General features: G+C 71.6%; 23 protein-coding genes. 9 read left to right on the top strand and 14 right to left on the bottom strand.

Annotated features, from left to right (window positions below; translation table 11 throughout):
• Window positions 1–2: 2 nt before the first annotated feature.
• The gene (locus ACIA6C_RS07865) at window positions 3–557 is read right to left on the bottom strand and encodes a peroxiredoxin (RefSeq protein WP_030159560.1); all 555 of its coding nucleotides are present in this window, start codon (window positions 555–557) and stop codon (window positions 3–5) included.
• A gap of 135 nt (window positions 558–692) precedes the next feature.
• Between ACIA6C_RS07865 and ACIA6C_RS07860 the strand changes: the two genes are divergently transcribed.
• The gene (locus tag ACIA6C_RS07860; protein WP_399273642.1) at window positions 693–1,673 is read left to right on the top strand and encodes a hydrogen peroxide-inducible genes activator; all 981 of its coding nucleotides are present in this window, start codon (window positions 693–695) and stop codon (window positions 1,671–1,673) included.
• Between the two features lie 26 nt (window positions 1,674–1,699).
• Here ACIA6C_RS07860 and ACIA6C_RS07855 read toward each other — a convergent pair whose 3' ends face one another.
• Both ACIA6C_RS07855 and ACIA6C_RS07850 read right to left on the bottom strand, forming a co-directional pair.
• Window positions 1,700–1,978, bottom strand: coding sequence for a hypothetical protein (locus ACIA6C_RS07855; RefSeq protein WP_361129222.1), 279 nt, complete (start codon window positions 1,976–1,978; stop codon window positions 1,700–1,702).
• The gene (locus ACIA6C_RS07850; RefSeq protein ID WP_399273640.1) at window positions 1,975–2,907 is read right to left on the bottom strand and encodes an SPFH domain-containing protein; all 933 of its coding nucleotides are present in this window, start codon (window positions 2,905–2,907) and stop codon (window positions 1,975–1,977) included. The genes ACIA6C_RS07855 and ACIA6C_RS07850 overlap by 4 nt, the downstream gene beginning before the upstream one ends.
• Window positions 2,908–3,149: 242 nt before the next feature.
• Here ACIA6C_RS07850 and ACIA6C_RS07845 point away from each other — a divergent pair, with 242 nt between their 5' ends.
• Window positions 3,150–5,435, top strand: coding sequence for a transglycosylase domain-containing protein (locus ACIA6C_RS07845; RefSeq protein WP_399273638.1), 2,286 nt, complete (start codon window positions 3,150–3,152; stop codon window positions 5,433–5,435).
• 79 nt (window positions 5,436–5,514) lie between these two features.
• Here the strand turns inward: ACIA6C_RS07845 and ACIA6C_RS07840 are convergent, their stop codons facing one another.
• The 3 genes from ACIA6C_RS07840 to ACIA6C_RS07830 form a co-directional block, all read right to left on the bottom strand.
• The gene (locus ACIA6C_RS07840) at window positions 5,515–7,674 is read right to left on the bottom strand and encodes a SpoIIE family protein phosphatase (RefSeq protein ID WP_399273636.1); all 2,160 of its coding nucleotides are present in this window, start codon (window positions 7,672–7,674) and stop codon (window positions 5,515–5,517) included.
• Window positions 7,675–7,903: 229 nt separating this feature from the next.
• Window positions 7,904–8,623 (bottom strand): DUF402 domain-containing protein, encoded by a 720-nt coding sequence (locus ACIA6C_RS07835; protein WP_399273634.1) that lies wholly within the window; start codon window positions 8,621–8,623, stop codon window positions 7,904–7,906.
• 102 nt (window positions 8,624–8,725) lie between these two features.
• Window positions 8,726–10,141 carry a class II fumarate hydratase gene (locus ACIA6C_RS07830; protein WP_399273632.1) on the bottom strand — a complete coding sequence of 472 codons (1,416 nt, stop codon included), beginning with the start codon at window positions 10,139–10,141 and terminating at the stop codon, window positions 8,726–8,728.
• Window positions 10,142–10,248: 107 nt separating this feature from the next.
• On the opposite strand from ACIA6C_RS07830, the gene ACIA6C_RS07825 reads away from it, so the two are divergent.
• Window positions 10,249–11,778, top strand: a complete 1,530-nt coding sequence (locus tag ACIA6C_RS07825; RefSeq protein WP_399273630.1) for a ricin-type beta-trefoil lectin domain protein — start codon at window positions 10,249–10,251, stop codon at window positions 11,776–11,778.
• A gap of 84 nt (window positions 11,779–11,862) precedes the next feature.
• Here ACIA6C_RS07825 and ACIA6C_RS07820 read toward each other — a convergent pair whose 3' ends face one another.
• Both ACIA6C_RS07820 and ACIA6C_RS07815 read right to left on the bottom strand, forming a co-directional pair.
• Window positions 11,863–12,645, bottom strand: coding sequence for a glycerophosphodiester phosphodiesterase (locus ACIA6C_RS07820; protein ID WP_399273628.1), 783 nt, complete (start codon window positions 12,643–12,645; stop codon window positions 11,863–11,865).
• A 122-nt stretch (window positions 12,646–12,767) separates the two neighbouring features.
• Window positions 12,768–14,435 carry a fumarate hydratase gene (locus ACIA6C_RS07815; protein WP_361129198.1) on the bottom strand — a complete coding sequence of 556 codons (1,668 nt, stop codon included), beginning with the start codon at window positions 14,433–14,435 and terminating at the stop codon, window positions 12,768–12,770.
• A gap of 171 nt (window positions 14,436–14,606) precedes the next feature.
• Between ACIA6C_RS07815 and ACIA6C_RS07810 the strand changes: the two genes are divergently transcribed.
• Both ACIA6C_RS07810 and ACIA6C_RS07805 read left to right on the top strand, forming a co-directional pair.
• Entirely contained in the window at window positions 14,607–15,293 is a 687-nt protein-coding gene (locus ACIA6C_RS07810; protein ID WP_399273626.1) for a DUF1707 domain-containing protein, read from the top strand.
• Window positions 15,294–15,527: 234 nt separating this feature from the next.
• Window positions 15,528–15,926: a WhiB family transcriptional regulator gene (locus tag ACIA6C_RS07805; RefSeq protein WP_399273624.1), complete on the top strand. Its 399-nt coding sequence runs from the start codon at window positions 15,528–15,530 to the stop codon at window positions 15,924–15,926.
• A 177-nt stretch (window positions 15,927–16,103) separates the two neighbouring features.
• Here ACIA6C_RS07805 and glpX read toward each other — a convergent pair whose 3' ends face one another.
• On the bottom strand, window positions 16,104–17,135 hold the full coding sequence (gene glpX, locus ACIA6C_RS07800) for a class II fructose-bisphosphatase (protein WP_361129192.1): 1,032 nt from the start codon (window positions 17,133–17,135) through the stop codon (window positions 16,104–16,106).
• Between the two features lie 224 nt (window positions 17,136–17,359).
• Here glpX and ACIA6C_RS07795 point away from each other — a divergent pair, with 224 nt between their 5' ends.
• Window positions 17,360–17,878 carry a DUF4245 domain-containing protein gene (locus ACIA6C_RS07795; RefSeq protein WP_361129823.1) on the top strand — a complete coding sequence of 173 codons (519 nt, stop codon included), beginning with the start codon at window positions 17,360–17,362 and terminating at the stop codon, window positions 17,876–17,878.
• A gap of 133 nt (window positions 17,879–18,011) precedes the next feature.
• Here ACIA6C_RS07795 and ACIA6C_RS07790 read toward each other — a convergent pair whose 3' ends face one another.
• The 4 genes from ACIA6C_RS07790 to ACIA6C_RS07775 form a co-directional block, all read right to left on the bottom strand.
• A complete protein-coding gene (locus ACIA6C_RS07790; protein ID WP_361129189.1) occupies window positions 18,012–18,602 on the bottom strand; it encodes a malonic semialdehyde reductase in 591 nt (196 codons plus the stop codon).
• Between the two features lie 96 nt (window positions 18,603–18,698).
• Entirely contained in the window at window positions 18,699–18,923 is a 225-nt protein-coding gene (locus ACIA6C_RS07785) for an exodeoxyribonuclease VII small subunit (RefSeq protein ID WP_361129186.1), read from the bottom strand.
• Between the two features lie 80 nt (window positions 18,924–19,003).
• The gene (xseA, locus tag ACIA6C_RS07780; RefSeq protein WP_399273621.1) at window positions 19,004–20,251 is read right to left on the bottom strand and encodes an exodeoxyribonuclease VII large subunit; all 1,248 of its coding nucleotides are present in this window, start codon (window positions 20,249–20,251) and stop codon (window positions 19,004–19,006) included.
• Between the two features lie 9 nt (window positions 20,252–20,260).
• The gene (locus tag ACIA6C_RS07775; RefSeq protein ID WP_399273619.1) at window positions 20,261–21,679 is read right to left on the bottom strand and encodes an APC family permease; all 1,419 of its coding nucleotides are present in this window, start codon (window positions 21,677–21,679) and stop codon (window positions 20,261–20,263) included.
• Between the two features lie 86 nt (window positions 21,680–21,765).
• On the opposite strand from ACIA6C_RS07775, the gene ACIA6C_RS07770 reads away from it, so the two are divergent.
• Complete coding sequence (locus ACIA6C_RS07770) at window positions 21,766–22,797, top strand: 4-hydroxy-3-methylbut-2-enyl diphosphate reductase (RefSeq protein WP_399273617.1); 1,032 nt, start codon at window positions 21,766–21,768, stop codon at window positions 22,795–22,797.
• A gap of 33 nt (window positions 22,798–22,830) precedes the next feature.
• Complete coding sequence (gene ppgK / locus ACIA6C_RS07765) at window positions 22,831–23,583, top strand: polyphosphate--glucose phosphotransferase (RefSeq protein WP_399273615.1); 753 nt, start codon at window positions 22,831–22,833, stop codon at window positions 23,581–23,583.
• Between the two features lie 32 nt (window positions 23,584–23,615).
• On the opposite strand, the gene ACIA6C_RS07760 is transcribed toward ppgK, so the two are convergent.
• Window positions 23,616–24,134: a DUF6542 domain-containing protein gene (locus ACIA6C_RS07760; RefSeq protein WP_399273613.1), complete on the bottom strand. Its 519-nt coding sequence runs from the start codon at window positions 24,132–24,134 to the stop codon at window positions 23,616–23,618.
• A gap of 135 nt (window positions 24,135–24,269) precedes the next feature.
• Between ACIA6C_RS07760 and ychF the strand changes: the two genes are divergently transcribed.
• Window positions 24,270–25,358, top strand: coding sequence for a redox-regulated ATPase YchF (gene ychF, locus ACIA6C_RS07755; RefSeq protein ID WP_361129170.1), 1,089 nt, complete (start codon window positions 24,270–24,272; stop codon window positions 25,356–25,358).
• Window positions 25,359–25,407: the final 49 nt, after the last annotated feature.

Raw genomic sequence — 25,407 nt, 5'->3', positions numbered from 1 at the left:
CGTCACTCACCGGCCAGCAGCGCGCCGGCGTCCAGGGTGCCCTCGCCCTTGTTCCAGTTGCAGGGGCACAGCTCGTCGGTCTGCAGGGCGTCGAGGACCCGCAGGACCTCCTTGGGGTTACGGCCCACGGAGCCGGCGGTCACCATCGTGAACTGGATCTCGTTGTTCTGGTCGACGATGAAGACCGCGCGCTGCGCGAAGCCGTCCTCGCCCTGCACGCCACAGGCCTGCATGAGCTCGTGCTTGGAGTCGGCCAGCATCGGGAAGGGCAGGTCACGCAGGTCGGCGTGGTCCTTGCGCCAGGCGTGGTGGACGAACTCGGAGTCGCCGGAGACGCCGAGGATCTGGGCGTCGCGGTCCTGGAACTCCTCGTTGAGCTTGCCGAAGGCGGCGATCTCGGTCGGGCAGACGAAGGTGAAGTCCTTCGGCCAGAAGAACACCACGCGCCACTTGCCCTCGTAGGTCTTGTGGTCGATCTGGGCGAACTCGCTGCCGGCTTCGAGCGAGACGCAGGCGGTCAGATCGTAGGTGGGGAACTTGTCACCGACAGTGAGCACGTGCTCTCCTTGCGGACAGGAAAGTAACCCTTTTGGGGGCTTTCCAAGGGGGTTGGACGGATCTCACATGCTGGCACAGCTGCATTGATTACAGAAATAGCTACTCTTGTGCCTGGTGATCGGAGGTACCTATCAGTGGCTATCGGTAATAGGGGAGCGAAGCTCGCGCCGAAGAACGGTTCGGCCCGGCAGGCGACGCTGGCCCAGCTGCGCGCCTTCACGGCCGTCGCCGAGCACCTGCACTTCCGCGACGCCGCCGCGGCGATCGGGATGAGCCAGCCGGCCCTGTCGGGGGCCGTCTCCGCGCTGGAGGAGGCCCTCGGCGTGCAGTTGCTGGAGCGCACCACCCGCAAGGTGCTGCTCTCCCCGGCCGGCGAGCGGATCGCCGCCCGGGCGCGCGCCGTGCTCGACGCGATGGGAGCCCTGCTGGAGGAGTCCGAGGCGGTGCGTGCGCCCTTCACCGGGATGCTGCGGCTCGGCGTGATCCCCACCGTCGCCCCGTACCTGCTGCCGACCGTGCTCGGGCTGTTCCACCGCCGCTACCCCGGCATGGACCTCCAGGTGCACGAGGAGCAGACGGCCTCGCTGCTGGAGGGGCTGGCCGGCGGACGGCTCGACCTGCTGCTGCTCGCGGTGCCGCTCGGTGTCCCCGGGGTCACCGAACTCCCGCTCTTCGACGAGGACTTCGTGCTGCTCGCACCCCGGGAGCACCCCCTCGCCGGGCGCAGGGACATCCCGCGCGAGGAACTGCGCGAGCTCCAGCTGCTGTTGCTCGACGAGGGCCACTGCCTGCGGGACCAGGCCCTGGACATCTGCCGGGAGGCCGGGCGCACGGCCGGGGCGGACGTCACCACCACCGCCGCCGGGCTCTCCACGCTCGTGCAGCTCGTCGCCGGGGGGCTCGGGGTGACGCTGCTGCCGCGCACGGCGCTGCGCCTGGAGACCGCCCGCAACGAATACCTGGCCACCGGCTACTTCGCCGAGCCGGCCCCCTCGCGGCGCATCGCGCTGGCCATGCGGACGGGCACGGCCCGCCAGGAGGAGTTCACGGCGATCGCCGCCTCGCTGCGCGAAGCCGTACGACCGCTGCCGGTCTGGCCGACCGACCAGGCCTGAGCCGGCCCCCGCACCCGCCGGCCCGTTCAGGACTCGGGGTCGGCCCGGGGCCGGCCGCGGGGCCGGATCGGCGCCGCGCCGCCCGGCAGCCGGCCCGACTCGGCGAGGGCGCGCCGGAGTAGGAACTCGATCTGGGCGTTGGCGCTGCGCAGCTCCTCGCCCGCCCAGCGCGCCAGCGCCTCGTACACCTGCGGGTCCAGCCGCAGCAGCACCTGCTTGCGCGCCTGGCGCCCCGCACGCGCGCCCCGCTCCGGCTCCTCGGCCGGGCCGGGTCCGGAGCGGGGCGCGTCGCCGGCCGGGCTCACTGGTAGAGCGTGCCGGTGTTGAGGACGGGCTGGGCCGCGCGGTCGCCGCACAGGACCACCATCAGGTTCGACACCATGGAGGCCTTGCGCTCCGGGTCCAGGTCCACGATGTCCTCCTCCGCCAGGCGGGTCAGGGCCAGCTCCACCATGCCCACCGCACCCTCCACGATCTCCCGGCGGGCCGCCACCACGGCCCCGGCCTGCTGGCGCTGGAGCATCGCGGAGGCGATCTCGGGAGCGTACGCGAGATGCGTGAAGCGGGACTCGATGATGTGCACGCCCGCGGCTTCCACGCGGGTCGAGAGCTCGTCCGCCAGTTTGCGGGTGATCTCCTCGGCGTTGCCGCGCAGCGAGAGACCGCCCTCTTCGTGGGCGTCGTAGGGGTACTCGATGGCGATGTGCCGCACGGCCGTCTCGGTCTGCGTCTCGACGAACTCGGTGAAGTCCTGGACCTCGAACACCGCGCGGGCGGTGTCCTCCACCCGCCACACCACGACCGCCGCCAGCTCGATGGGGTTGCCGTACGCGTCGTTGACCTTGAGGACGTTCGTCTCGTGGTTGCGGACGCGGGTGGAGACCTTCTCCCGGCTGGTCAGCGGGTTGACCCAGCGCAGCCCCTCGGTCCGGATCGTCCCCCGGTAGCGGCCGAAGAGCTGGACCACCCGCGCCTGCCCGGGGGCGATCGTGTTGAGCCCGCTCATCGCGAAGAAGGCCGAGACGCCGAGCAGGATGCCCACCACGATCAGCGTGACCTTGAGGGCGTCCGCTTGCGTCATCGAGCCGAGGACCACCAGGCCGACACCGCCCGCGAGGCCTGCGAGACCGAGCAGCAGGGCCGGCCCGCCGCCGATGCTGTGAGCGGTGAACTCCCTTATCCCGCTGGGTGATCCGTCGATCGCGCCGGATCCAGTGGCCGGTGCAGTGGTCATGGTACGCCCCCGTTTGTCGGTGATGCCCGGCCCGGTTCGACCGGAGCTTCTAGCAAAGTGATATCACTTTTTTCCTCCGCCGCAACCCTCGGGGCCTCAAGTGCGTCGGTTCCAGTGATGTGGGTGCTGATTCTCACGTCCGAAATGACCGGAATTGATCAGGGTTAGCCAACCTTTGTCACAGCCTGCGGTGTTAGTTTTCTGAGCTGACGTCGGGGGGGTAATCGAGCGGAGCGGGAGCGATGGGCCGAGCAGAAGCGCGACGGGCGCAGCAGCAGCGCGGTGCGCGGAAGGCACCGAGCGGGCGCCCAAGCGGGCGCGCGGGCAAGGCGTCCGGTAAACGCACCGGCATACGCCGCTTCTTCACGTGGAAGAAGATCCTCGGCGCCTTCTTCGGGACGATCCTGCTCCTGGTGGCGGGGGCGGTCGCCGCCTACTTCATGGTGGAGCCGCCGGACCCGCGCAACGACGCGGTGCTCCAGAGCAACACCTACAAGTACGCCGACGGCTCGATCATGGCGCGCACGGGTGAGAAGAACCGTGTCATCGTCCCGCTCGACAAGATCCCCGAGGACGTGCGGACGGCGTTCATCGCCATCGAGAACAAGTCCTTCTACAAGGACAGCGGCGTCGACCTGATGGGCGTGGGCCGCGGCCTGTTCAACACCCTGCGCGGCAAGGGCACGGCCGGCGGTTCGACGATCACCCAGCAGTACGTCAAGAACTACTACCTCACCCAGGACCAGTCGGCGTCCCGTAAGCTCCGCGAGCTGGTGATCGCCATCAAGGTCGACCAGCGCATGTCGAAGGACGACATCCTCGCCGGCTACCTCAACACCAACTTCTACGGCCGCAACGCCTACGGCATCCAGGCCGCGGCCCAGGCCTTCTACGGCGTCGACGCCGACAAGCTGACCCTCGCGCAGGGCGCGTACCTCGCCGCCGTCATCCAGGCCCCCAGCCAGTACGACCTGGCGTTCGCGGGCCCCAACGGCAGGCACCTGGTGAACGTCCGCTTCAACGCCGTGCTCGACAACATGGTCGAGATGGGCAAGCTGGACCCCGCCACGCGCAAGACGATCCAGCTGCCGGAGCCCATCAAGCCCAGGCCCGCCCCCGGGATGGACGGCCAGAAGGGCTACCTGATCCAGGCCGCCAACGCCGAGCTGAACGCCCACGGCGTCAAGGACGAAGCGATCGCGGCCGGCGGCTGGACCCTCACGCTCAACATCGACAAGAAGAAGCAGGCCGCCCTGGAGAAGGCGGTCCAGGACAAGCTGGAGTCCCAGCTCCAGCGCAAGAACGTCGAGGAGCGGCCCCAGGACCAGAGCGTGCAGGCCGGTGCCACCTCGGTGGACCCGAAGACCGGCGCGATCGTGGCCATGTACGGCGGCACGGGCCTGAACGAGAAGTACAACAGCAACGCGCTGCGCAAGGACTACCAGCCCGGCTCGACCTTCAAGCCGATCGTGCTGGCCACCGCGCTGGAGACCGGGGCGACCACCCAGGACGGCCGCAAGATCACCCCGAACACGCTCTACGACGGCACCAGCAAGCGCCCGGTCGTCGGCAGTTCGGTCCCCTTCGCCCCGCAGAACCAGGACGACCACAACTACGGCAACCCGATGCTCACGGTCCAGGAGGCCACCAACTCCTCCGTGAACTCCGTCTACGCCCAGATGATCGTGGACACCAAGCCGGCCAGCGTGAAGAAGCAGGCGCTCGCCCTCGGCATGCAGGACCGCGAGGGCTGGCCCGAGGACAAGCCGGCCATGTCGCTGGGCACCATGAGCGCCGACACCGTGGAGATGGCCGGCGTCTACGCCACCTTCGACAACCACGGCAAGAAGGTCACCCCGACCATCGTCAAGAAGGCCGAGCGCAAGGACGCCACCTACAACCCGGGCAGCCCCATCGGCGGCCAGGTCCTCAGCCGCAAGACCGCCGACACCGTCACGAAGGTGCTCACCGGAGTGGTCGACAACGGCTCCGGCAACGCCGTGAAGAGCGATGCCTACGAGGCCGCGGGCAAGACCGGTACCACCGAGTCCAATGTGGCGGCCTGGTTCACGGGCTACACGCCGGAGCTCGTGACCGTCGTCGCGATGTTCGGCGAGGACCCCAACAGCCACGGCCAGGTCACCCTGACCGGTACCGCCGGCGGTGGCCGCGCCGGTGGCTCCAGCTTCCCCGCCGAGATCTGGAAGGCGTACACCACCTCCGTCCTCAGCGGTGTGAGCACGGACGAGTTCGACCTGTCGGACGCGGACATGGGCCCCGTCCAGGCGCCCACCCGCAGCGCCGCGCCCACCAAGGACCCGAGCCCGACCGCCGGCACCACCGGGGCCACCAAGTCGCCGACGAACACCGTCAGCCCGACGAAGACCGCCGACCCGACCGGCCACACCAAGGACCCGACGAAGACGGCCGACCCGACCAAGCCGACGAAGGACCCGACGAAGACCGCGGATCCGACGAAGTCGTTCCTCTTCCCGCCGCCTCCGCAGGAGCAGCAGCGACAGCCCTGACGGGCCGGAGAGCGGACAACGGAAAACCGCCCCGTGACGTGATCGTCGCGGGGCGGCTGCGTTTCCCGGCCGGACTGCCTCAGCCGGAGTCGCCGCGGGGCAGCGTGAGTTCGAACCACACGACCTTCCCGCTGCTCAGCCGGGTGGCACCCCACCGGCGGGCCATACGGTTGACGAGGAACAGGCCACGGCCGCCCTCGTCCGTCTCCCGGGCCCGGCGCTGGCGGGGCAGCTGCGGGGAGTCGTCGCCGACCTCGCAGCGCAGCACGTCCGTCCTGAGCAGACGCAGGGTCACGGGCCGCTCCGCGTACCGGACGGCGTTGGTGACCACCTCGCTGACCAGCAGTTCGAGGGAGTCCTGCAGCTCCTCCAGGCCCCAACGGGCCAGTGCCCGGCGGGCGAAGCGGCGGGCCCGGCCGGGAGCGGTCTCCTCCGGGTCCAGGAACCAGTACGCCACGTCACTGGGCGCGATCCCGTCGAAGCGGGCCGCCAGCAGCGCGATGTCGTCGTCCCGGTCACCGGGACCGAGCATGTCCAGCACGTCGTCGCACAGCGCCTCCAGCGGCGGCGGGTGGTCCACGCCGGTCAGCTGCGCCGTGGTGGCCAGCCGCTCCCGCAGCTGCTCGATGCCGGTCCAGACGTCGCGGAGCCGGGACTCCACCAGCCCGTCGGTGTACAGCAGCAGGGTGGCGCCCGCCGGGGCGTCCAGCTCCACCGCCTCGAAGTCCACGCCGCCGACGCCGATGGGGGCGCCCGGCGGTACGCGCAGCACCTCGGCGCGGCCGCCCAGGTGCAGGAGCACCGGCGGGGGGTGGCCGGCGTTGGCGATGGTGATCCGGTGCGAGACGGGGTCGTAGACCGCGTACAGGCAGGTCGCCATCCGGTCGGAACCCAGGCGCTGGGCCTGCTCGTCCAGGTGGTGCAGGACCTCCGCGGGCGGCAGGTCGAGCTGCGCGAGGGTCTGCGCGGTGGTGCGCAGCTGCCCCATGATCGCGGCGGAGGTCATGGAGTGGCCCATGACGTCGCCGACGACCAGCGCGACCCGGCTGCCGGGCAGCGGTATGGCGTCGTACCAGTCGCCGCCCACCCGGGCCGTCTCGGCGGCCGGCAGGTAACGGGAGGCGAGGCGGACCCCGGTGGGCTGGGGGAGGCTGTCGGGGAGCATGGTGCGCTGGAGTTCGTCGGCGATGTACGCCTCGCGGCCGTACAGCACCGCCTTGTCGATGCCGAGCGCCGTGTGCGTGGCCAGCTGCGCCGCCACCAGCAGGTCGTTGGTCTCGAAGGCGGGCCGCTCCGGGGTGCGCAGGAACACCGCCGCGCCGATCACCCGGCGCCGTCCGCGCAACGGCGCGAGGATCGCCCGCTGCCCGCGCGGTACGGGGTGGTCGCCGCCCAGCAGCTCCGACAGGGCGTCCGTCGCGGCGACGGAGGACCCGAACACGGGGCGGACGCCGCGCAGCACCTCGGCGAGCGGGCCGCCCGGCCGGATCTCGCACAGCTCGGAGGCGGGCAGGTCGCCCTGCGGGCCGACCAGCGGCAGCCGGCTGAAGTCGAGTTCCCCGCCCGACCCGGCGGCCCCGGCGAACTCGCCGGCCGTCAGGTCGTCCAGGGGCCGGAGCCGGTCGGTGCGGCGCAGCCTTAAGACGACCGGGCCGACGGGACGCTCGTCACCGACCGGCAGCGGATCGCGCAGGTAGACGAGGATGGCGTCGGAGAAGGTCGGCACGGTGGCCCGGCACAGGCCGAGCACGATCTCGTCCAGGTCGATGCCGCGCGCGATCCGGCGGGTGGCCGCGCCGACGAAGCGCAGCCGGTCGCCCTCGCGGCGCGATGCGGTGACCTCCGCCGAGGCGGCGCCGCCCGGGCCGCCGGAACCGGCCGGGGCGCCTCCCGCGCCGCCCACCGCGGGCGTCCCGTCGACGGCCGGACGGGCGCCGCCGCCCGCACCGATCCCGCTTCCCGCACCGATGCCGCCGCTCGCACCGCTGCCGCTTCCCGCACCGATGCCGCTTCCCGCACCGCTGCCGCCGCCCTTGCCGGCGACGCCGCCCCGCGGCCGGGGCAGTCCGGCGGACCGGCCGGGCGCTCGGGCGCCGTCCGGGTCACCGGCCGCGTTCTGGGCATGCGTGCGCACGGCCTCGGCGGCCACGATCGGGGCCTTGCCGTGGCCGGCGTCATCCGTACCTCCGCCGGAGGCGACGGGCTGCGGGCCCTCCTGGGAGGTGGGGTACTCCGTCACGCGTGGATTTCCGTCCGTTTGCGCTCGATGTGCGCTGCACTCAACTCGGTTCAGTCGCGGTATACCCGCTCAGCGGCAGGGGCACCACCGCCCCGCGGTTCCGCGTCCCGCTCGTTACCTCACCTCGCGTCGGTCCGGCACCAAGTCCCCTGCGCTGCACGTCGATTACGGCTGTCGAGCCCGGCGGAGGACGATCCTACGGTTGAACCCCGGGGGCGCATCAAGGGTCTCATGACGTCATATGCGCCGGGGTGCGGTCCCAGTCCTCCGGCAGTACCGGAACCGGCCAACGTGGATCGGGGCGCCAGTCCTGCCAGCCGTCGCGGAACGGCGGGCCCCACTCCTTGACGGCCTCCACGGCCGCGCGGCCCGCATCCTGCACCCGGCGCGCCAGCGGGGGGTCCACCAGCCCGACCCGCCGCGCCTGCGCGAACTCGTCCTCGTCGCGCCACACCCAGCTGCGGTCGGGGTACACGCAGATGTCGAGGAAATGGTCCACGGAGTCCACCCCGGCCGCCCACCGGGTCCGGGGTTCCTCCAGGTTGACGTACCAGTTCTTGAACCGCCAGCCGTGCTCCCAGAACAGCCACACCGACCACGGCTCCCCGGGCCGGGCCAGTTTCAGCACCCCGGCCCCGAACCAGCGCGAGCGCACGGTGGTCCGGGGCGCGGTGTAGCGGGTGGCGAGGGGCTCCTCGTGCACGGGCGTCCCGTCGGCGAGCACCGGCTTGACGCATTCGGTGCCGGGCGCCATCCACACCGCCAGCAGCTCGGCCGTGTCCCGCACCACCGTCACCGGCCGGCAGATGTGCACCGGGCCCGTGCGGCCCGGGGCGGGGTCGCGGTAGCGCCACAGGATCTGCTCCCCGGGCGCCCAGCGCGTGTCCGGCGCCCCGTCGTGCGTGCCGCCCTGTGCGTCGCCGTCCCCGCGGCCTCCGGTACCTGTCATGCGCAGATCTTAGGGCGGGGGCCCCTCCTTGTGCTGCGGTGCAGGTCACGGCCTCGTCCGGGGACGGGAATCGACCGGATCCGGCCCCCGTCCCCCGGGCGTTCAGGGCCGGGTCATGCGCAGCACGTCCAGCGCCTCGTCCATCTGGGCGAGGGTGAGCGCGCCCTGTTCGACGTAGCCGGATTCGAGCACGACCTCCCGGATCGTCTTGCGCTCCGCCAGGGCCCGCTTGGCCACCTTGGCGGCCTCCTCGTAGCCGATGTAGCGGTTCAGCGGGGTCACCACCGAGGGCGAGGACTCCGCGTACTCCCTGGCCCGCTCGGAGTTGGCGGTGATCCCGTCCACCGTCCGGTCGGCCAGCAGCCGGCTCGCGTTGCCCAGCAGACGGATCGATTCGAGCAGGTTCCGGGCCATCAGCGGGATCATCACGTTGAGCTCGAAGTTGCCGGACGCGCCCGCGACGGCGACCGCCGCGTCGTTGCCCGTCACCTGCGCGGCCACCATCAGGACGGCCTCCGGGATGACCGGATTGACCTTCCCCGGCATGATCGAGGACCCCGGCTGGAGATCCGGGAGATTGATTTCGGCCAATCCGGTGCGCGGACCCGAAGCCATCCAGCGCAGATCGTTGCAGATCTTGGTGAGGGAGACGGCGACCGTACGGAGCATCCCCGAGGTCTCCACCAGTGCGTCCCGGGCACCCTGGGCCTCGAAGTGGTCCCGCGCCTCGGTCAGCGGCAGTCCCGTCGCGGCGGCCACCTCCGCGATCACCGCGGCGGAGAAGCCGGGCGGGGTGTTGATACCGGTGCCCACCGCCGTGCCGCCCAGGGGCAGTTCGGCGAGCCGGGGCAGGGCCGCGCGCAACCGCTCGACGCCGTGGCGCACCTGGGCCGCGTATCCGCCGAACTCCTGGCCGAGGGTGACCGGCGTCGCGTCCATCAGGTGGGTGCGCCCGGCCTTGACCACCTCCGCGAACTCGGCGGACTTCCGCTCCAGCGCGGCGGCGAGGTGTTCCAGCGCCGGGATCAGCTCACCGGTGACGGCGGCGGTCGCCGCGATGTGCACGGAGGAGGGGAAGACGTCGTTGGAGCTCTGCGAGGCGTTGACGTCGTCGTTCGGGTGCACCGGGCGGCCGAGCCGCTCGCTCGCCAGCGTGGCGATCACCTCGTTGGTGTTCATGTTGGACGAGGTCCCCGACCCGGTCTGGAACACGTCGACGGGGAAGTGCTCGTCCCAGCGGCCGTCGGCGACCTCCTCGGCGGCGGAGCGGATCGCCTGGGCGACGTCCTCGTCCAGGACGCCGAGCCGGGCGTTCACCAGCGCGGCCGCCGCCTTCACGCGGGCCAGCGCGGCGATGTGGGCGCGCTCCAGCCGCTGGCCGGACACGGGGAAGTTCTCCACCGCGCGCTGGGTCTGGGCCCGCCATTTGGCGTGCGCGGGGACCCGTACCTCGCCCATGGAGTCGTGCTCGATCCGGAACTCGGCCGGACGCTCCTGGGGCTTCTGATCATCGGTCATGTTCGGTGCCTCCTCAAAAAGTTGAGCAATTGTCTTGTTAGAAGTGTTCCCAACTCCCCTACCGGCCAGTAAATACCGGGGGTAACACTGATATCGGGGAGGCGTTCATGGCACGTGCACGTACGAAACCCAGGCTCAGATCTACCTTCGCCGCCGTCGCGGCGATCGCGGCCGCCCTCGGGGGCGTCACCGCCATCACCCCCATGGCCCAGGCCGCACCCGCCGCCGGAGCGGCCGCCACCCCCCTCTCGCCCGAACTGGAAGCCATCCGGGCGGCCGAGGCCACCAAGATCTACGGGGACCCGGCCATCCGCCCGGTCGCCGACCGCAAGACCGGCCTGATCTCGCTCGGGGACAGCGAGATCTCGGGCGAGGGCGTCGGCAACTACGACCCCGCCACCAACACGTCCACCAACCAGTGCCACCGCTCGCCCGACTCCGCGATCCACCGCACCGGCATCCCGGCCGACCTCACCTTCAACGTCGCCTGCTCCGGCGGGTACACCGGAAACATCCGGATCGGCGGCACCAAGCAGTACCCCGACGAGCTGGTCCAGAGCGACAACCTCGCCATCAAGGCCCGCAACACCCGGATCAAGATGGTGCTGCTGGTCGCCGGCGCCAACGACGACCTCCAGTTCGGCCCCGTCATGACGGACTGCGTCACCCGCTGGGTCCTCAGCCAGGGCACCTGCGAGCCCAAGTACGGCCCCGGCTGGCAGGCCCGCGTCGACGGTCTGAAGCCCAAGGTGGAGGCGACCGTCGCGGACCTCAAGACGGTCATGCGCGAAGCCGGTTACGCCGACTCCGACTACAAACTGGTCGTCATGGGCTACCCGAGCCCCATCGGCCCCGACTTCAACGACAACCCGGGCTTCCCCGGCAAACTCCCGGGAGGCTGCGCCGGCTACGACTCCGACGCCGCCTGGGGCCGCAACTACGCGGTACCCACGTTCGAGAAGGGCATGCGCGAGGCGGCCCTCGCCTCCGGCGCCGTCTACCTGGACGACTCGCGGCTCTTCCACGGCCACGAGGTGTGCATGGAGGACACCTGGGCCCGCGGCCTCTACCTCGACCTCGGGGACCACTTCCCCTGGGACGAGAACACCGCCCGGCAGTCCTTCCACCCCAACTACCGCGGCCACGGAGCCTTCGCCTCCTGCCTGACCCAGCTCTACGACTCCGGCCTGCGCGAAGCCTCCTGCGCCGACCCGGCGAGCACGGGCACCCCGGTCCTGACCGCCGGCGCCTGGGACTCCCTCTACAAGCCCCTCAAGAACGAGGCCACCGGCAACTGCCTGGACACCTTCGGCGGCTCCAGCGCCAACGACACCAAGGTGGTCGGCTGGGACTGCCACGGCGGCCGCAACCAGGGCTGGTGGTACGACACCACGCGCAAGGCCCTGCACACCGAACTGACCCAGGACCGCTGCCTGGACGCACCCGGAGCCAACTACGGCAACGGCACCGCCCTGATCATCTACAACTGCCACGGCGGGGCGAACCAGCAGTTCGTCCGCGACGGCGCCACCCTGCGCCCCGCGGCCGCAACCGGCATGTGCCTGACCGTCGCCGCCCCGCACGAACCGCTGCGCCTGCAGACCTGCAACGGCTCGCCCAACCAGCGCTTCGTCTGACCGCCCCGTACACCCCCCACACCCGGCCGGTCCCCGGCCGGGTGTCCTCATCGCCGCCCCTCAACGCCGCTGCGGCCGCACCGGCTACCGCGGCCGAGCCGGCCGGCCCACGAGGTCACGTACCTGCCGGGGCCGGTTGGTGATCAGCGTGTCGACGCCCAGACGCAGGCACAGCTCCACGTCCTCGGGCTCGTCCACCGTCCACACCCGCACCGCGAGCCCCTTGGCCTGCAACCGCCCCACCAGCCCCGGGTCACGCCGCACCAGGTCGATGCCCGGGCCCGCGTGCGTGGCGTACGGCGGGCGCGGGGGGCGAAGCGTCCGCTCGATCAGGTACACGGCGGGCAGGCCGGGCGCGAGCCGGTGCAACCGGGCCAGGGCGGTCCGCGAGAAGCTCATCACCTCGACGAGGCCGTCCTTGCCGTCGGCGAGCCCGTGCTCCTTGAGCACCCGTACGAGCTCGGCCTCCAGCCGGCCGCCCGCGCGGGTCGGGTGCTTGGTCTCCACGGCCAGTCCGACGGGCCGGCCGGCGGAAAGCGCCTCCTTGAGCAGGTCCTCGAAGAGCAGCACCTGCGCCCCGCGGTGCTCCTCACCCTTCCACCCGCCGAAGTCGAGCGCGGCCAGCTCCTCGTAGGTCATGGCGGAGACGACCCCGCGCCCGTCCGAGGTCCGCTCCACCCGCCGGTCGTGCACGCACACCAGCCGCCCGTCGGCGCTCAGCCGTACGTCGCACTCCAGTGCGTCGGCCCCGTCGGCGATGGCCTGCCGGTACGCGGCCAGCGTGTGCTCGGGGTGCTCGGACGAGGCCCCGCGATGGGCGATGACGCGTACCGTGCGGCCGGTGCGGAGGGGGGACGTCACAGTCATACGGGGATCCTTGCGAACCGGAGTGAACGGGAAGCCACCTCCCCGCCACCCCGACGTTAACCGACCCGCGCCCCGCCCCACGGCCGCGCCCCGCCCGCACCGGGCGGGGCGTCCCGCTCCGCTCAGCCGAGGCCCGGGCCGCGGACCGGGATGTGGGTGAAGGTGGGCTCCGGGGCCGGGTTCTGGAAGAAGTCGTTGCCCTTGTCGTCGACGACGATGAAGGCCGGGAAGTCCTCGACCTCGATCTTCCAGACCGCCTCCATGCCGAGCTCCTCGTACTCCAGGACCTCGACCTTCTTGATGCAGTCCTGGGCGAGGCGCGCGGCCGGGCCGCCGATCGAGCCGAGGTAGAAGCCGCCGTGCGCACCGCAGGCGTCCGTCACCTGCTGCGAGCGGTTGCCCTTGGCCAGCATGACCTTGGAGCCGCCCGCCGCCTGGAACTGCTCGACGTAGGAGTCCATGCGTCCGGCGGTGGTCGGGCCGAAGGAGCCGGAGGCGTAGCCCTCGGGGGTCTTGGCGGGGCCGGCGTAGTAGACCGGGTGGTCCTTGAGGTACTGCGGCATGCCCTCGCCCGCGTCCAGCCGCTCCTTGATCTTGGCGTGCGCGATGTCGCGCGCCACGACCAGCGGTCCGGTCAGGCTCAGGCGGGTCTTGACCGGGTGCTTGGTCAGGGTCGCCAGGATCTCGTCCATCGGCTGGTTCAGGTCGATGGAGACGACGTCCGCCGATTCGGCGAGGTGCTCGTCGGTGGTGTCCGGCAGGAAGCGGGCGGGGTCGCGCTCCAGCTGCTCCAGGAAGACGCCCTCGGCGGTGATCTTGGCGACCGCCTGGCGGTCGGCCGAGCAGGAGACGGCGATGGCGACCGGCAGGGACGCGCCGTGGCGCGGCAGGCGGACCACGCGCACGTCGTGGCAGAAGTACTTGCCGCCGAACTGCGCGCCGATGCCGATCTTCTGCGTCAGCTCGAAGACCTGCTGTTCGAGGTCGAGGTCGCGGAAGCCGTGGCCGAGGGGGGAGCCCTCCGTGGGCAGCTCGTCGAGGTAGTGGGCCGAGGCGTACTTGGCCGTCTTGAGCGCGTGTTCCGCCGAGGTGCCGCCGACCACGATCGCGAGGTGGTAGGGCGGGCAGGCAGCCGTGCCCAGCGAGCGGATCTTCTCCTCCAGGAACTTCATCATGGAGCCCTCGTTGAGGACCGCCTTCGTCTCCTGGTACAGGAAGGACTTGTTGGCGCTGCCGCCGCCCTTCGCCATGAAGAGGAACTTGTACGCGCCGCCGTCGGTCGCGTACAGCTCGATCTGCGCGGGCAGGTTCGAGCCGGTGTTCTTCTCCTCCCACATGGTCAGCGGGGCCATCTGCGAGTAGCGCAGGTTCAGTCGCGTGTACGCGTCGTAGATCCCGCGCGAGAGGGCCGCCTCGTCGCCGCCCTCGGTCAGGACGTTCTGGCCGCGCTTGCCCATCACGATCGCGGTGCCCGTGTCCTGGCACATCGGGAGCACGCCGGCGGCCGCGATGTTCGCGTTCTTGAGCAGGTCGAGGGCGACGAACTTGTCGTTCGAGGAGGCCTCGGGGTCGTCGATGATCCGGCGCAGCTGCGCGAGGTGCGCGGGGCGCAGGAAGTGCTGGATGTCGTGGATGGCCTCTTCGGCCAGCTTGCGCAGCGCCTCGGGCTCGACCTTGAGGAACGTACGGCCGTCGGCCTCGAAGGTGGAGACGCCTTCGGAGGTCACCAGCCGGTAGGGGGTGGTGTCCTCGCCCAAGGGCAGCAGGTCGGTGTACGCGAACTCCGGCATCGTGGCCATTCCTCACTCGGCAGACAGCACTGACGAACTATTGGCAGCGCAGTCCACCAGCGTAGGACCTCCCCGGACGGCTGTGCTTGTGAGGTAAGGCTCACTGGTTCGGGCCGGCGCCCGCGAGCCGGGGGAGTATCGCGATCTATCGTGTTTCGCTATGCTGGCGGTGTGGACTTGGAAAAGCACCCCGCCGCCCCTGCCGCGCCCGCCGTCCCCCCGGTCGTCGAGCTGCGCGCCTCCGACGCCGACCGGGACCGGATCGCACAGATCCTCGCCGACGCCCTGGCCGAAGGCCGGCTGACCGCCGAGGAGCACTCCGACCGCCTGGACTCCCTCTACGCCGTGAAGACGGTCGGGGAACTGGACGTGCTCGTACGCGACCTCCCCGCGGCCCACGGCGCCGCCTGGGCGCCCGCCGCGAGCGCGCCCGCGCCGGTGCCCGCCGCCGGGCCGCCGGGCGCCGCGGCGGAGACGGTGCTGGCCGTCTGCAGTTCCGCCGCGCGCAAGGGCCGCTGGCGCCCGGGGGCGCACATCCGGGCGATCTCGGTCCTCGGCGACGTCTCCCTCGACCTGACCGAGGCGGTGTTCGCGCAGCAGGTCACCGAGATCAACGTGAACTGCGTCCTCGGCAACGTCGACATCATCGTCCCGGAGAACGTGACGCTGCGCGGCTACGGCGGCGGCGTGCTCGGCAACTTCGAGGTGACCGACGAGAGTTCCGCGGGGGCCGACCCGCAGGCGCCGGTGGTGATCGTGCGCGGCTTCGCACTGCTGGGCAACATCGAGGCCCGGCCCAAGCGCGGCTCGCGGGTCGCGGACCTGGCGCGCAAGCTGCGCGGGCGGCCGGGCGCCTGACCGCGCGGGCGCCTGAACGCGGGGGCGTCCGAAGGCTCGGGCGCCCGCGCGCGGGGGCGCCCGGACTGCCGGACGCCGCGGCCCGGTGACCGGCAGGCGTGGGGGCGGAGGGACGCGTTTCGGTCGAAGTTCGGTGGAGCGGCCGACGCGCGGCACGCAGTGCTTAGGGGCACGCACAGCGGGTAGGGACTGACGCATCGTCTCTCGCTCGCGTTACGTCGTCAGGAGTAGACCGTGCCGCATCCGCCGCATCAGTCCCTGCAGGTAGCCGCCGTCAAGACGCTCCAGGCGCGTCCGTCCGCCGTGCCGAGGCCGCGGGTGCCGGCGAGGGAAGAGGACGGCCCATGGCATGCGGAGGCGGTGTGCCGCAGGGACGAGGCGGGGCTGTTCTTCGCCCCCTCCAAGGAGCCCACCGCGGCGCGGCTCGCCCGTGAGGAAGCCGCCAAGCGGGTCTGCGCGCGGTGCCCGGTGATGGTCGCCTGCCGCGAGCACGCACTTCTACAGCCCGAGCCCTACGGGGTCTGGGGCGGACTGACCGCCGCCGAGCGGCGCGTCGTGCTCGCCCGGCGCCGGCGCCGGGCCGCGGAGCTCCGCCAGGCCGGCGGGGCGGGACCGGTCGCGGCCGCGGGCTGAGCAGGGGCCGCCGGCGCGGTGGGCCCCTCCGTACGGCTGCGTACGAAGAACGTGAGCGGACAGAACGCGCGTGGGGCGGTCCTCCACCAGGAGGACCGCCCCACGCGCGTTGCCGGCCGGGCGAGGACGCGGCAGCCCGCTCCCGGGCCGCCCCGAGCCCGCCCCTGAGGCGTGCTCCTACCGGGCGTGGTGGAAGTCGATCGCGCTGTAGGCGCGCAGCTTCGACAGCCGGTGGGTGGAGTCGATCTGCCGGATCGTGCCCGACTTCGACCGCATGACCAGCGAGGACGTGGTCGCGGTCTCCGAGCGGTAGTGGACGCCGCGCAGCAGCTCGCCGTCCGTGATGCCGGTGGCGACGAAGAAGACGTTGTCGCCGGAGACCAGGTCGTTGGTGTGCAGGACGCGGTCCAGGTCGTGGCCGGCGTCGAGGGCCTTCTGGCGCTCGGCGTCGTCCTTCGGCCACAGCTTGCCCTGGATCGTTCCGCCCAGGCACTTGATGGCGCAGGCCGAGATGATGCCCTCGGGGGTGCCGCCGATGCCGAGGAGCAGGTCGACGCCGGTGCCCTCGCGCACGGCCATGACCGAGCCCGCGACGTCGCCGTCCGAGATGAACTTGATGCGGGCGCCGGTCTCGCGGATCTCCTTGACGATGCCCTCGTGGCGGGGGCGGTCCAGGATGACCACGGTGACGTCCTCGACGGCCATGTTCTTGGCCTTGGCGACGCGGCGGATGTTGACCGAGACGGGCGCGTTGATGTCGACGAAGTCGGCGGCCTCGGGGCCGGTGACCAGCTTCTCCATGTAGAAGACCGCCGACGGGTCGAACATGGTGCCGCGGTCGGCGGCGGCCAGGACGGCGATGGCGTTCGGCATGCCCTTGGCGTTCAGGGTGGTGCCGTCGATCGGGTCCACGGCGATGTCGACCTCGGCACCGGTGCCGTCGCCGACCCGCTCGCCGTTGAAGAGCATCGGTGCTTCGTCCTTCTCGCCCTCGCCGATGACGACGACGCCGTTCATCGAGACGGTGGAGATCAGGGTGCGCATGGCGTTGACCGCCGCGCCGTCCGCGCCGAGCTTGTCGCCGCGGCCCACCCAGCGGCCGGCGGCCATGGCGGCGGCTTCGGTGACCCGGACGAGTTCCAGGGCGAGGTTGCGGTCGGGGGCCTCCGGGGAGACTTCGAGCTGGGGCGGCAGGTTGTGCTCGGTCATCGGAGCGCACCTTTCTGTACGACGACGGCCGGGATGTGAGGGTGTTCGAACTCTATCGGTACGTCGACATATTGAGCAGAGCGGGTCACTTATGAGCGGAATATCGGTCAGGTTGTTGGCCTGAGCGGACATCTTGCGCCTCGTCGGCGGCTCCGCCGGGGCGCCGCGCCCTACCCCGGCGGTGATCGTTCCCACTCATGCGGGACTATGGAGCCGTGGCAGGTATGAAGGGCAAGCAGACGGTCTTGGACATGGTCCGGTCGCTGGCGGTGATCGGTGTCGTCGTGGCGGGGGTCTACATGTTCGTCCCGCATGACGAGAACGCCGACCCGACGCACGTGGTCGACTACCGGGTGGAGACGGCGACGGCCCGGCGCGCGGCCCCGTACCCGGTCGCGGCGCCCGTGGGGCTGCCGGCCGAGTGGCGGGCGACCTCCGTGTCCTTCGAGCGCAAGAACGCGAACGCCTGGCACCTGGGCTTCCTCGATCCGGACAAGCAGTACGTGGCGGTGGAGCAGTCCAGCGACGCGTCCGCGAAGAACATCGCCAAGGTGACCCAGCAGGCGAAGCCCACCGGGCAGTCGCAGCAGGTCGGCGACCAGAGCTGGGAGCGCTGGGACGGCGACAAGTACGACGCGCTGGTGCGCCAGGAGCAGGGCCACGTCACGGTGGTGACGGGGACGGTCTCCTTCGAGCAGCTCGGCGCGATGGCGTCGGCGCTGGAGTACAAGCAGGGTCAGTAGCCGCCCGGCGGACACCGCGCGGCCGCCGCTGCGGCGGCCGCGCGGTGACGCAACCGCCCCGGCGGACATGCGAGAGGCCGCCCACCCCGGGATCCGGGGCGGGCGGCCTCTGGCGTTGCTGCGGGGGCCGGGCTCAGACGGTCGTGATGACCTGGTCGAACTCCAGGCGCGGGGAGCGCGGGAACCAGGCGTCCTCGCCCGGCTTGCCGATGTTGACGACCATCAGCGGGGTGTGGTCGTCGTCCAGGAACTCCTTCTGGACACCGTCGAAGTCCAGACCCGTCATCGGGCCGGCGGCCAGGCCGGCGGCGCGGACGCCGATGATGAAGTAGCCGGCCTGCAGCGCGGCGTTCAGCAGGGCGGCCTGCTCGCGGACCGGGCGCTCGGAGAAGAACGCGTCCTTGGCCTGCGGGAAGTGCGGGAGCAGCTGCGGCAGCTCCTCGTGGAACTCGTTGTCGGCGGAGAGGATCGCGACCAGCGGGGCGGAGGCGGTCTTGGCCTGGTTGCCCTCGGCCATGTGCTTCACCAGGCGCTGGCGGGCCTCGGGGGAGCGGACCAGGGTGATGCGCAGGGGCGTCTGGTTGAAGGCGGTGGGGCCGTACTTCACCAGGTCGTAGATCGCCTGGACCTGCTCCTCGGTCACCGGCTCGTCCGAGAAGGTGTTGGCGGTACGGGCCTCGCGGAACAGCAGGTCCTGAGCGGCGGCGTCGAGAACGAGAGACATCGGAAAGCCTTCTTCTATGCGGAGGTGGAGCGCGATATCTGCGACTCTACCCAGAGATAGATGAATTTTCAACTAAATCTGTCGGGGTGACCGGGATCACTCGGCGTCCTCCTCGCTCCGGTCCCGCTCGGCGAGGGCCGAATCCAGGCGCGCCCGCGCGCCTTCCAGCCAGTGCCGGCACACCTTCGCCAGCTCCTCGCCCCGTTCCCAGAGCGCGAGCGAGTCCTCCAGCGAGGTCCCGCCGGCCTCCAGCTTGCGGACGACCTCGATGAGCTCGTCCCGGGCCTGCTCGTAACCCAGCGCCGTGTCGGCCTCAGTCATTCCCGTACCACCTTCTGTGCATCAACTCGGGTCCTGCTTGAATTCCGGTGCAGCGGATCGTGCGGTGAGCCGACGCCCCGTCAATCGGCGTCCGCCGGGGCCCCTCGGTCGGCCCCCGCCCCGGCTGCCACGCGTACGGAGAACTCCCCGGCCGCCACCCTGGCGCGCAGGGCGTCCCCCGGTCCGACCTCCTCCGGCGAACGCACCACGTGCCCGTCGGCCCGCTGGAGCACCGCGTACCCGCGCTCCAGGGTCGCCGCCGGGGACAGCGCCACCACCCGGGCCCGGGTGTGGGTGAGCTCCGAGTCCGCCCGGTCCAGCAGGTGCCCCAGCGTTCGCCGGCTGCGCGCCAGCAGCGCCTCCACCTCCGCCTCACGGGTCTCCACCATCCGCCGCGGGTGCACGAACACCGGCCGGCCGAGGGCGTGGGCGAGCCCGCGCTCCTCCCGGTCGAGCAGCCCGCGCAGCGCGCGCAGCCCCCGGCCCTGGAGCTGGCGTACCCGCTCCAGCTCCTCGCCGACGTCCGGGACCACCTTCTTCGCCGCGTCGGTGGGCGTGGAGGCCCGCAGGTCCGCGACCAGGTCCAGCAGGGGGGAGTCCGGCTCGTGCCCGATCGCCGACACGACGGGGGTCCGGGCGGCCGCGACCGTCCGCACGACCTCTTCGTCGGAGAAGGGCAGCAGGTCCTCCACGCTCCCGCCGCCGCGCGCCACGATGATCACGTCGACCTCGTCCATGGCGTCGAGTTCCCTGACCGCCCGGATCACCTGGGGCACCGCGTTCACCCCCTGGACGGCGACGTTGCGCACCTCGAAGCGGACCGCCGGCCACCGGCGCCGCGCGTTCTCCAGCACGTCCCGCTCGGCCGCCGACGCCCGGCCCACCACCAGCCCGATCAGCTGCGGCAGGAACGGCAGCGGCCGCTTGCGGTCCGGCGCGAACAGGCCCTCGGAGGCCAGCGAGCGCTTGAGCTTCTCCAGGCGCGCCAGCAGCTCACCGATGCCGACCGGCCGTATCTCCGTCGCCCGCAGCGACAGCTGCCCGCGCGGCGCGTACCACTCCGGCTTGGCCCGTACGACGACGCGCGCGCCCTCGGAAACGATGTCCGCGACGTCGTCGTAGACCTGCCGGAAGCAGGTGACGCTGAGCGAGATGTCGTGCGACGGGTCGCGCAGCGTCAGGAAGACCACCCCCGCCCCCGGCCGCCGGGACAGCTGCGTGATCTGCCCCTCCACCCACACCTGACCGAGCCGGTCGATCCAGCCCCCGATGAGCCGGGACACCTGACCGACCGGCAGCGGCGCCTCGGCCGACGTATTCAGACCCATGCAGGCAGGCTAGCCGCCCGCGCCGACACCGGGGCCCGGACCGGCACCCGCGCCGGGCCCGGGGCCCGCCGCCCCCTGCCGCCCGCGCCGGCCCCTCTGGGCCACCAGTACCCCCAGCCCCACCACCAGCCACACGGCCCCCACCAGCTGCGCCGTCCAGGCCGCCTCGACGATCACCGCGACGGTCACCGCCGCGCCGAGCACCGGGACCACCAGGTGCACCCACCAGTTCGGGGCCCCGGATGCGCGGCGTACGACGAACCACCCCACCACCGAGGCGTGCAGCAGCGTGAACGCCACCAGCGCCCCGATGTCCACCACCGACACCAGCTGGTCCAGGCCGTCGTCACGCCGGGCCGCCCACACCGCCGCCACCAGCGTCACCGTCGCCGCCACCAGCAGGGCCGCCCGGGGCGTCCCGTCCGAGGTCCCCGCCAGGGCCCGCGGCAGCCGCCGCTCCCGGGCCATCGCGAACACCAGCCGGCCCGCGGCCGCCTGCCCCGCCAGCGCCGCGAAGGCGGCCCCGATCGCCTTGCTCGCCGCGACCAGGTCGTGCAGCCAGGTTCCGGCCGCCGACTCCACCGCGGTGTAGAACGCCGTCCCCTGCAGCGACGGGTCGGCCGCCAGCTCCGCGGACGACACGGGCATCAGCAGCGCCGCCAGGTAGCTCTGCACCACGAACAGCACCCCGGCCAGCGCCAGGCAGAACAGCACCGCCCGCGCGACCCGCTCCGAGCCCCCGGTCACCTCCTCCGCGAAGGAGGCGATGGCGTCGAAGCCCAGGTACGACAGGACGGCGACCGACACCGCGCCCAGCACCGCGGCCGCCGAGAAGCCCAGCGAGCCGTCCCCCGTCAGCGGGGACAGCCAGCCACGCCGCGCCCCGCCCCCGGCCAGCACCGTCACCGCCGCGACCACGAACACCAGCAGCACCAGGATCTCCATCGCCAGCACGGCGAAGCCGACGCGCGCGGCCGCCCGTACGCCCCACAGGTTCAGCAGGGTCGTCACCACCACCGCCAGCGCCGTCCACACCCACCGGGAGACCTCCGGGACCAGGGCGTTCATCGCGATCCCGGAGAAGAGGTAGGCGACCGCCGGGATCAGCAGGTAGTCCAGCATCGCCATCCACCCCGCGATCAGCCCGGCCCCCTCGCCCAGCCCCCGGCGGGCGTACGTGAACACCGACCCGGCCCGCGGCGCCACCCGCACCATCTGAGCGTAGGAGGAGGCGGTGAAGGCCATCGCGACGGTCGCGGCGAGGTAGACCAGGGCGACCGCGCCGTGCGACGTGGCGTCGAGCGTCCCGAAGACCCCGACCGGTGCCATCGGGGCGATGAAGAGCAGCCCGTAGACGACCAGGTCCCGGAAGCCGAGGGTCCGCCGCAGGGCGGTGGGGGCCGTGGGGGTGCCCGTCGCGGACGCCATCGTTCCTCCGGGGGATAGCCGGTACGTACGTGCGACCCAGTCTGTGCCGAACGGGCGACGACCGGCCTGCCGGAGACCCCCGTACGATGGAGCACATGACTGCTCCCGCCCCTGCTCCCGCTTCCCGCCGCGTCCTGCTCGCCGCCCCGCGCGGCTACTGCGCGGGAGTCGACCGAGCCGTGATCGCCGTCGAGAAAGCCCTTGAGCAGTACGGCGCGCCGGTCTACGTACGCCACGAGATCGTGCACAACAAGTACGTGGTGCAGACGCTGGAGAAGAAGGGCGCCATCTTCGTCGAGCGGACGGAGGAGGTACCCGAGGGCTCCATCGTCATGTTCTCCGCGCACGGCGTGGCCCCCGTGGTCCACGAGGAGGCGGCGCGCGGCAAGCTCGCGACGATCGACGCGACCTGCCCGCTGGTCACCAAGGTGCACAAGGAAGCCATCCGGTACGCGAACGAGGACTTCGACATCCTCCTCATCGGCCACGAGGGCCACGAGGAGGTCATCGGCACCTCCGGCGAGGCCCCCGACCACATCACGATCGTGGACGGCCCGCACGACGTGGAGAAGGTGACCGTCCGGGACGAGTCGAAGGTCGTCTGGCTGTCGCAGACCACCCTCTCGGTGGACGAGACGATGGAGACGGTCGACGCGCTCAAGACCAAGTTCCCGCTGCTGGTCTCGCCGCCGAGCGACGACATCTGCTACGCCACCTCCAACCGGCAGGCCGCCGTGAAGCAGATGGGCGCCGACTCCGACCTGGTCATCGTCGTCGGCTCCAAGAACTCCTCGAACTCCATCCGCCTGGTCGAGGTCGCCCTGGACGCGGGCGCGGGCGCCGCGTACCTCGTGGACTTCGCCAGCGAGATCGACGAGGCCTGGCTGGAGGGCGTCACCACGGTCGGTCTGACCTCGGGCGCCTCGGTGCCGGAGGTACTGGTCGAAGAGGTGCTGGAGTGGCTGGCGCAGCGCGGCTTCGGCGACGTGGAGATCGTCAAGACGGCCGAGGAGTCGATCGTCTTCTCGCTGCCGAAGGAGCTGCGCCGTGATCTGCGCGCCGAAGCGGCCGAGCTGATCGCCGGACGCGGCGGGGCCGCGAAGACCGCCGACGAGTAGGCCACGGGCCGCGCCGTTCTCTACGGTGGTCCCATGGAGATCTTCGGCGTGGACATCGGCGGAACCGGCATCAAGGGCGCTCCCGTGGACCTGGACCGCGGCGAGCCGGTGCACGAACGCCTCAAACTTCCGACACCGCACCCGGCCACCCCCGAGGGGGTGGCCGACGTCGTGGTCGAGGTCGTCCGCCACTTCGAGTGGGACGGCCCGGTCGGCGTCACCTTCCCGGGCGTCGTCACGGACGGCGTCACGCGCACCGCGGCCAACATGGACCCCGCCTGGGTCGGCATGGACACGGCGGGCCTGCTCACGAGCCGGCTCGGCGGCCGCCCGGTGACGGTGCTGAACGACGCGGACGCGGCCGGGGTCGCCGAGATGACGTACGGCGCCGGCCGCGGCCGGGGCGGCACGGTCATCCTGCTGACGCTGGGCACGGGCATCGGCAGCGCCCTCTTCACGGACGGCCGGCTGGTGGCGAACACCGAGCTGGGGCACCTGGAGCTGCACGGGCACGACGCGGAGAAGCGGGCCTCGGTGAAGGCCAAGGAGGACGCGGACATGACCTGGGAGCGCTGGGCGCGGCGCGTACAGAAGTACCTGGCGCACGTGGAGATGCTGTTCTCGCCGCAGCTGTTCATCATCGGCGGCGGCGTCAGCCGCAAGCCCGACAAGTTCCTCCCGCTGATCGAGGGCATCCGGGCGGAGATCGTCCCGGCGCAGCTGCAGAACAACGCAGGCATCGTCGGCGCGGCGATGGCGGCCCGGCCGGCCCGGCCGGCGGCGTAGGCCGGCATCGGGGGCGGTTGCCCGGGACCCGTCTAGGCCGTGCGCCTGGGCAACCGCCGCTTCCCGATCAGCACGGCCTTGCGCACCAGCGCGATCAGCGCGGCGATCACGGTGCCCGCGTACAGCCAGCCGGCGTGCAGGGACAGGGCCGACACGATGCCCATCAGCTCCCCGCCGAAGCCGCCCGAGCCCCCCGAGACGGGCCAGACCCCCACGGCGAAGGCGATCGGCACGGACACCGGCGCGGTGATCAGGTCCGCCGGGCGCACCCAGAGCGCGGTGGCGGCGGCAACGGGCAGGAACAGCAGCCCGTACGCGAACAGCGAGGAGCCGAACAGCAGCCAGTCGATCCCCCCGACCAGCACCATCGCGGCGCAGGCGAACAGCCCCCCGCCGAGTCCGGTCAGCCGGGGCCGGGGCAGCCGTCGTACGGGCGCCGGCCGCGGAGACGGGGACGTCCGGGGCCGGCGCACGGGGCGCTTCGTCCCGTACCGCTCCCCGCTGCCGTACCGCTTCGCGCTTCCGTACTGCTCCACCCTGTATGGCTCCACCCCACCAAACTAGGCGGGAGGGGCCCTCCCGGGCGGCCTGGACACGCGTACATCGAGTGCCACTCAGCGGAAAGTAAACTGTCAGGTGGCCCATCCCCGGGCCGCCGCCCCCTCCAGCTACGGGAAGTCGCCAACGTGTCGCTCACGATCGGAATCGTCGGCCTGCCGAATGTCGGCAAGTCGACCCTGTTCAACGCCCTGACCAAGAACGACGTGCTGGCGGCCAACTACCCGTTCGCCACCATCGAGCCGAACGTCGGCGTCGTCGGTGTCCCGGACCCCCGTCTGGCCGTCCTCGCGGGCATCTTCGGCTCGCAGAAGGTCCTCCCGGCGACGGTCGACTTCGTCGACATCGCGGGCATCGTGCGCGGCGCGTCGGAGGGCGAGGGCCTCGGCAACAAGTTCCTCGCGAACATCCGCGAGTCGGACGCGATCTGCCAGGTCATCCGCGCCTTCAAGGACGAGAACGTCGTCCACGTCGACGGCAAGGTGTCGCCCAAGGACGACATCGAGACGATCAACACGGAGCTGATCCTCGCCGACCTCCAGTCGATCGAGAAGGCGGTGCCGCGCCTGACGAAGGAGTCCCGCCTCCAGAAGGAGAAGGTCGCGGTCCTGGCCGCGGTCACCGAGGCGCAGAAGATCCTCGAAGCCGGCGACACCCTCTTCTCGAAGGGCATCACCAAGGGCACCGAGAAGGGCGACCTCCTCCACGAGCTGCACCTGCTGACCACGAAGCCGTTCCTGTACGTCTTCAACGTCGACGAGGACGAGCTGACGGACGACGCCTTCAAGGCGGAGCAGAGCGCCCTGGTCGCCCCGGCCGAGGCCATCTTCCTGAACGCGAAGCTGGAGCAGGACCTCTCGGAGCTGGACGAGGACGAAGCCCTGGAGCTCCTCCAGTCGGTGGGCCAGCAGGAGCCCGGCCTCGCCACCCTCGGCCGCGTCGGCTTCGACACCCTCGGCCTGCAGACCTACCTGACGGCCGGCCCGAAGGAAACCCGCGCCTGGACCATCAAGAAGGGCGCCACCGCCCCGGAGGCGGCCGGCGTCATCCACACCGACTTCCAGCGCGGCTTCATCAAGGCGGAGGTCATCTCCTTCGCCGACCTGGTCGAATGCGGCTCGGTCACCGAAGCCCGCGCCAAGGGCAAGGCCCGCATGGAGGGCAAGGACTACGTCATGCAGGACGGCGACGTGGTCGAGTTCCGCTTCAACGTCTGAGCGGGTGAAGTAACACCACGTCATTGACGGGTAAACATGCGGGTCAGAA

The sequence above is a fragment of the Streptomyces sp. NPDC051578 genome (assembly GCF_044454045.1).
Classification (GTDB): domain Bacteria; phylum Actinomycetota; class Actinomycetes; order Streptomycetales; family Streptomycetaceae; genus Streptomyces.
Note: the sequence above shows the minus strand (reverse complement) of the source record. Positions and strands in the feature narration are given on the sequence as shown.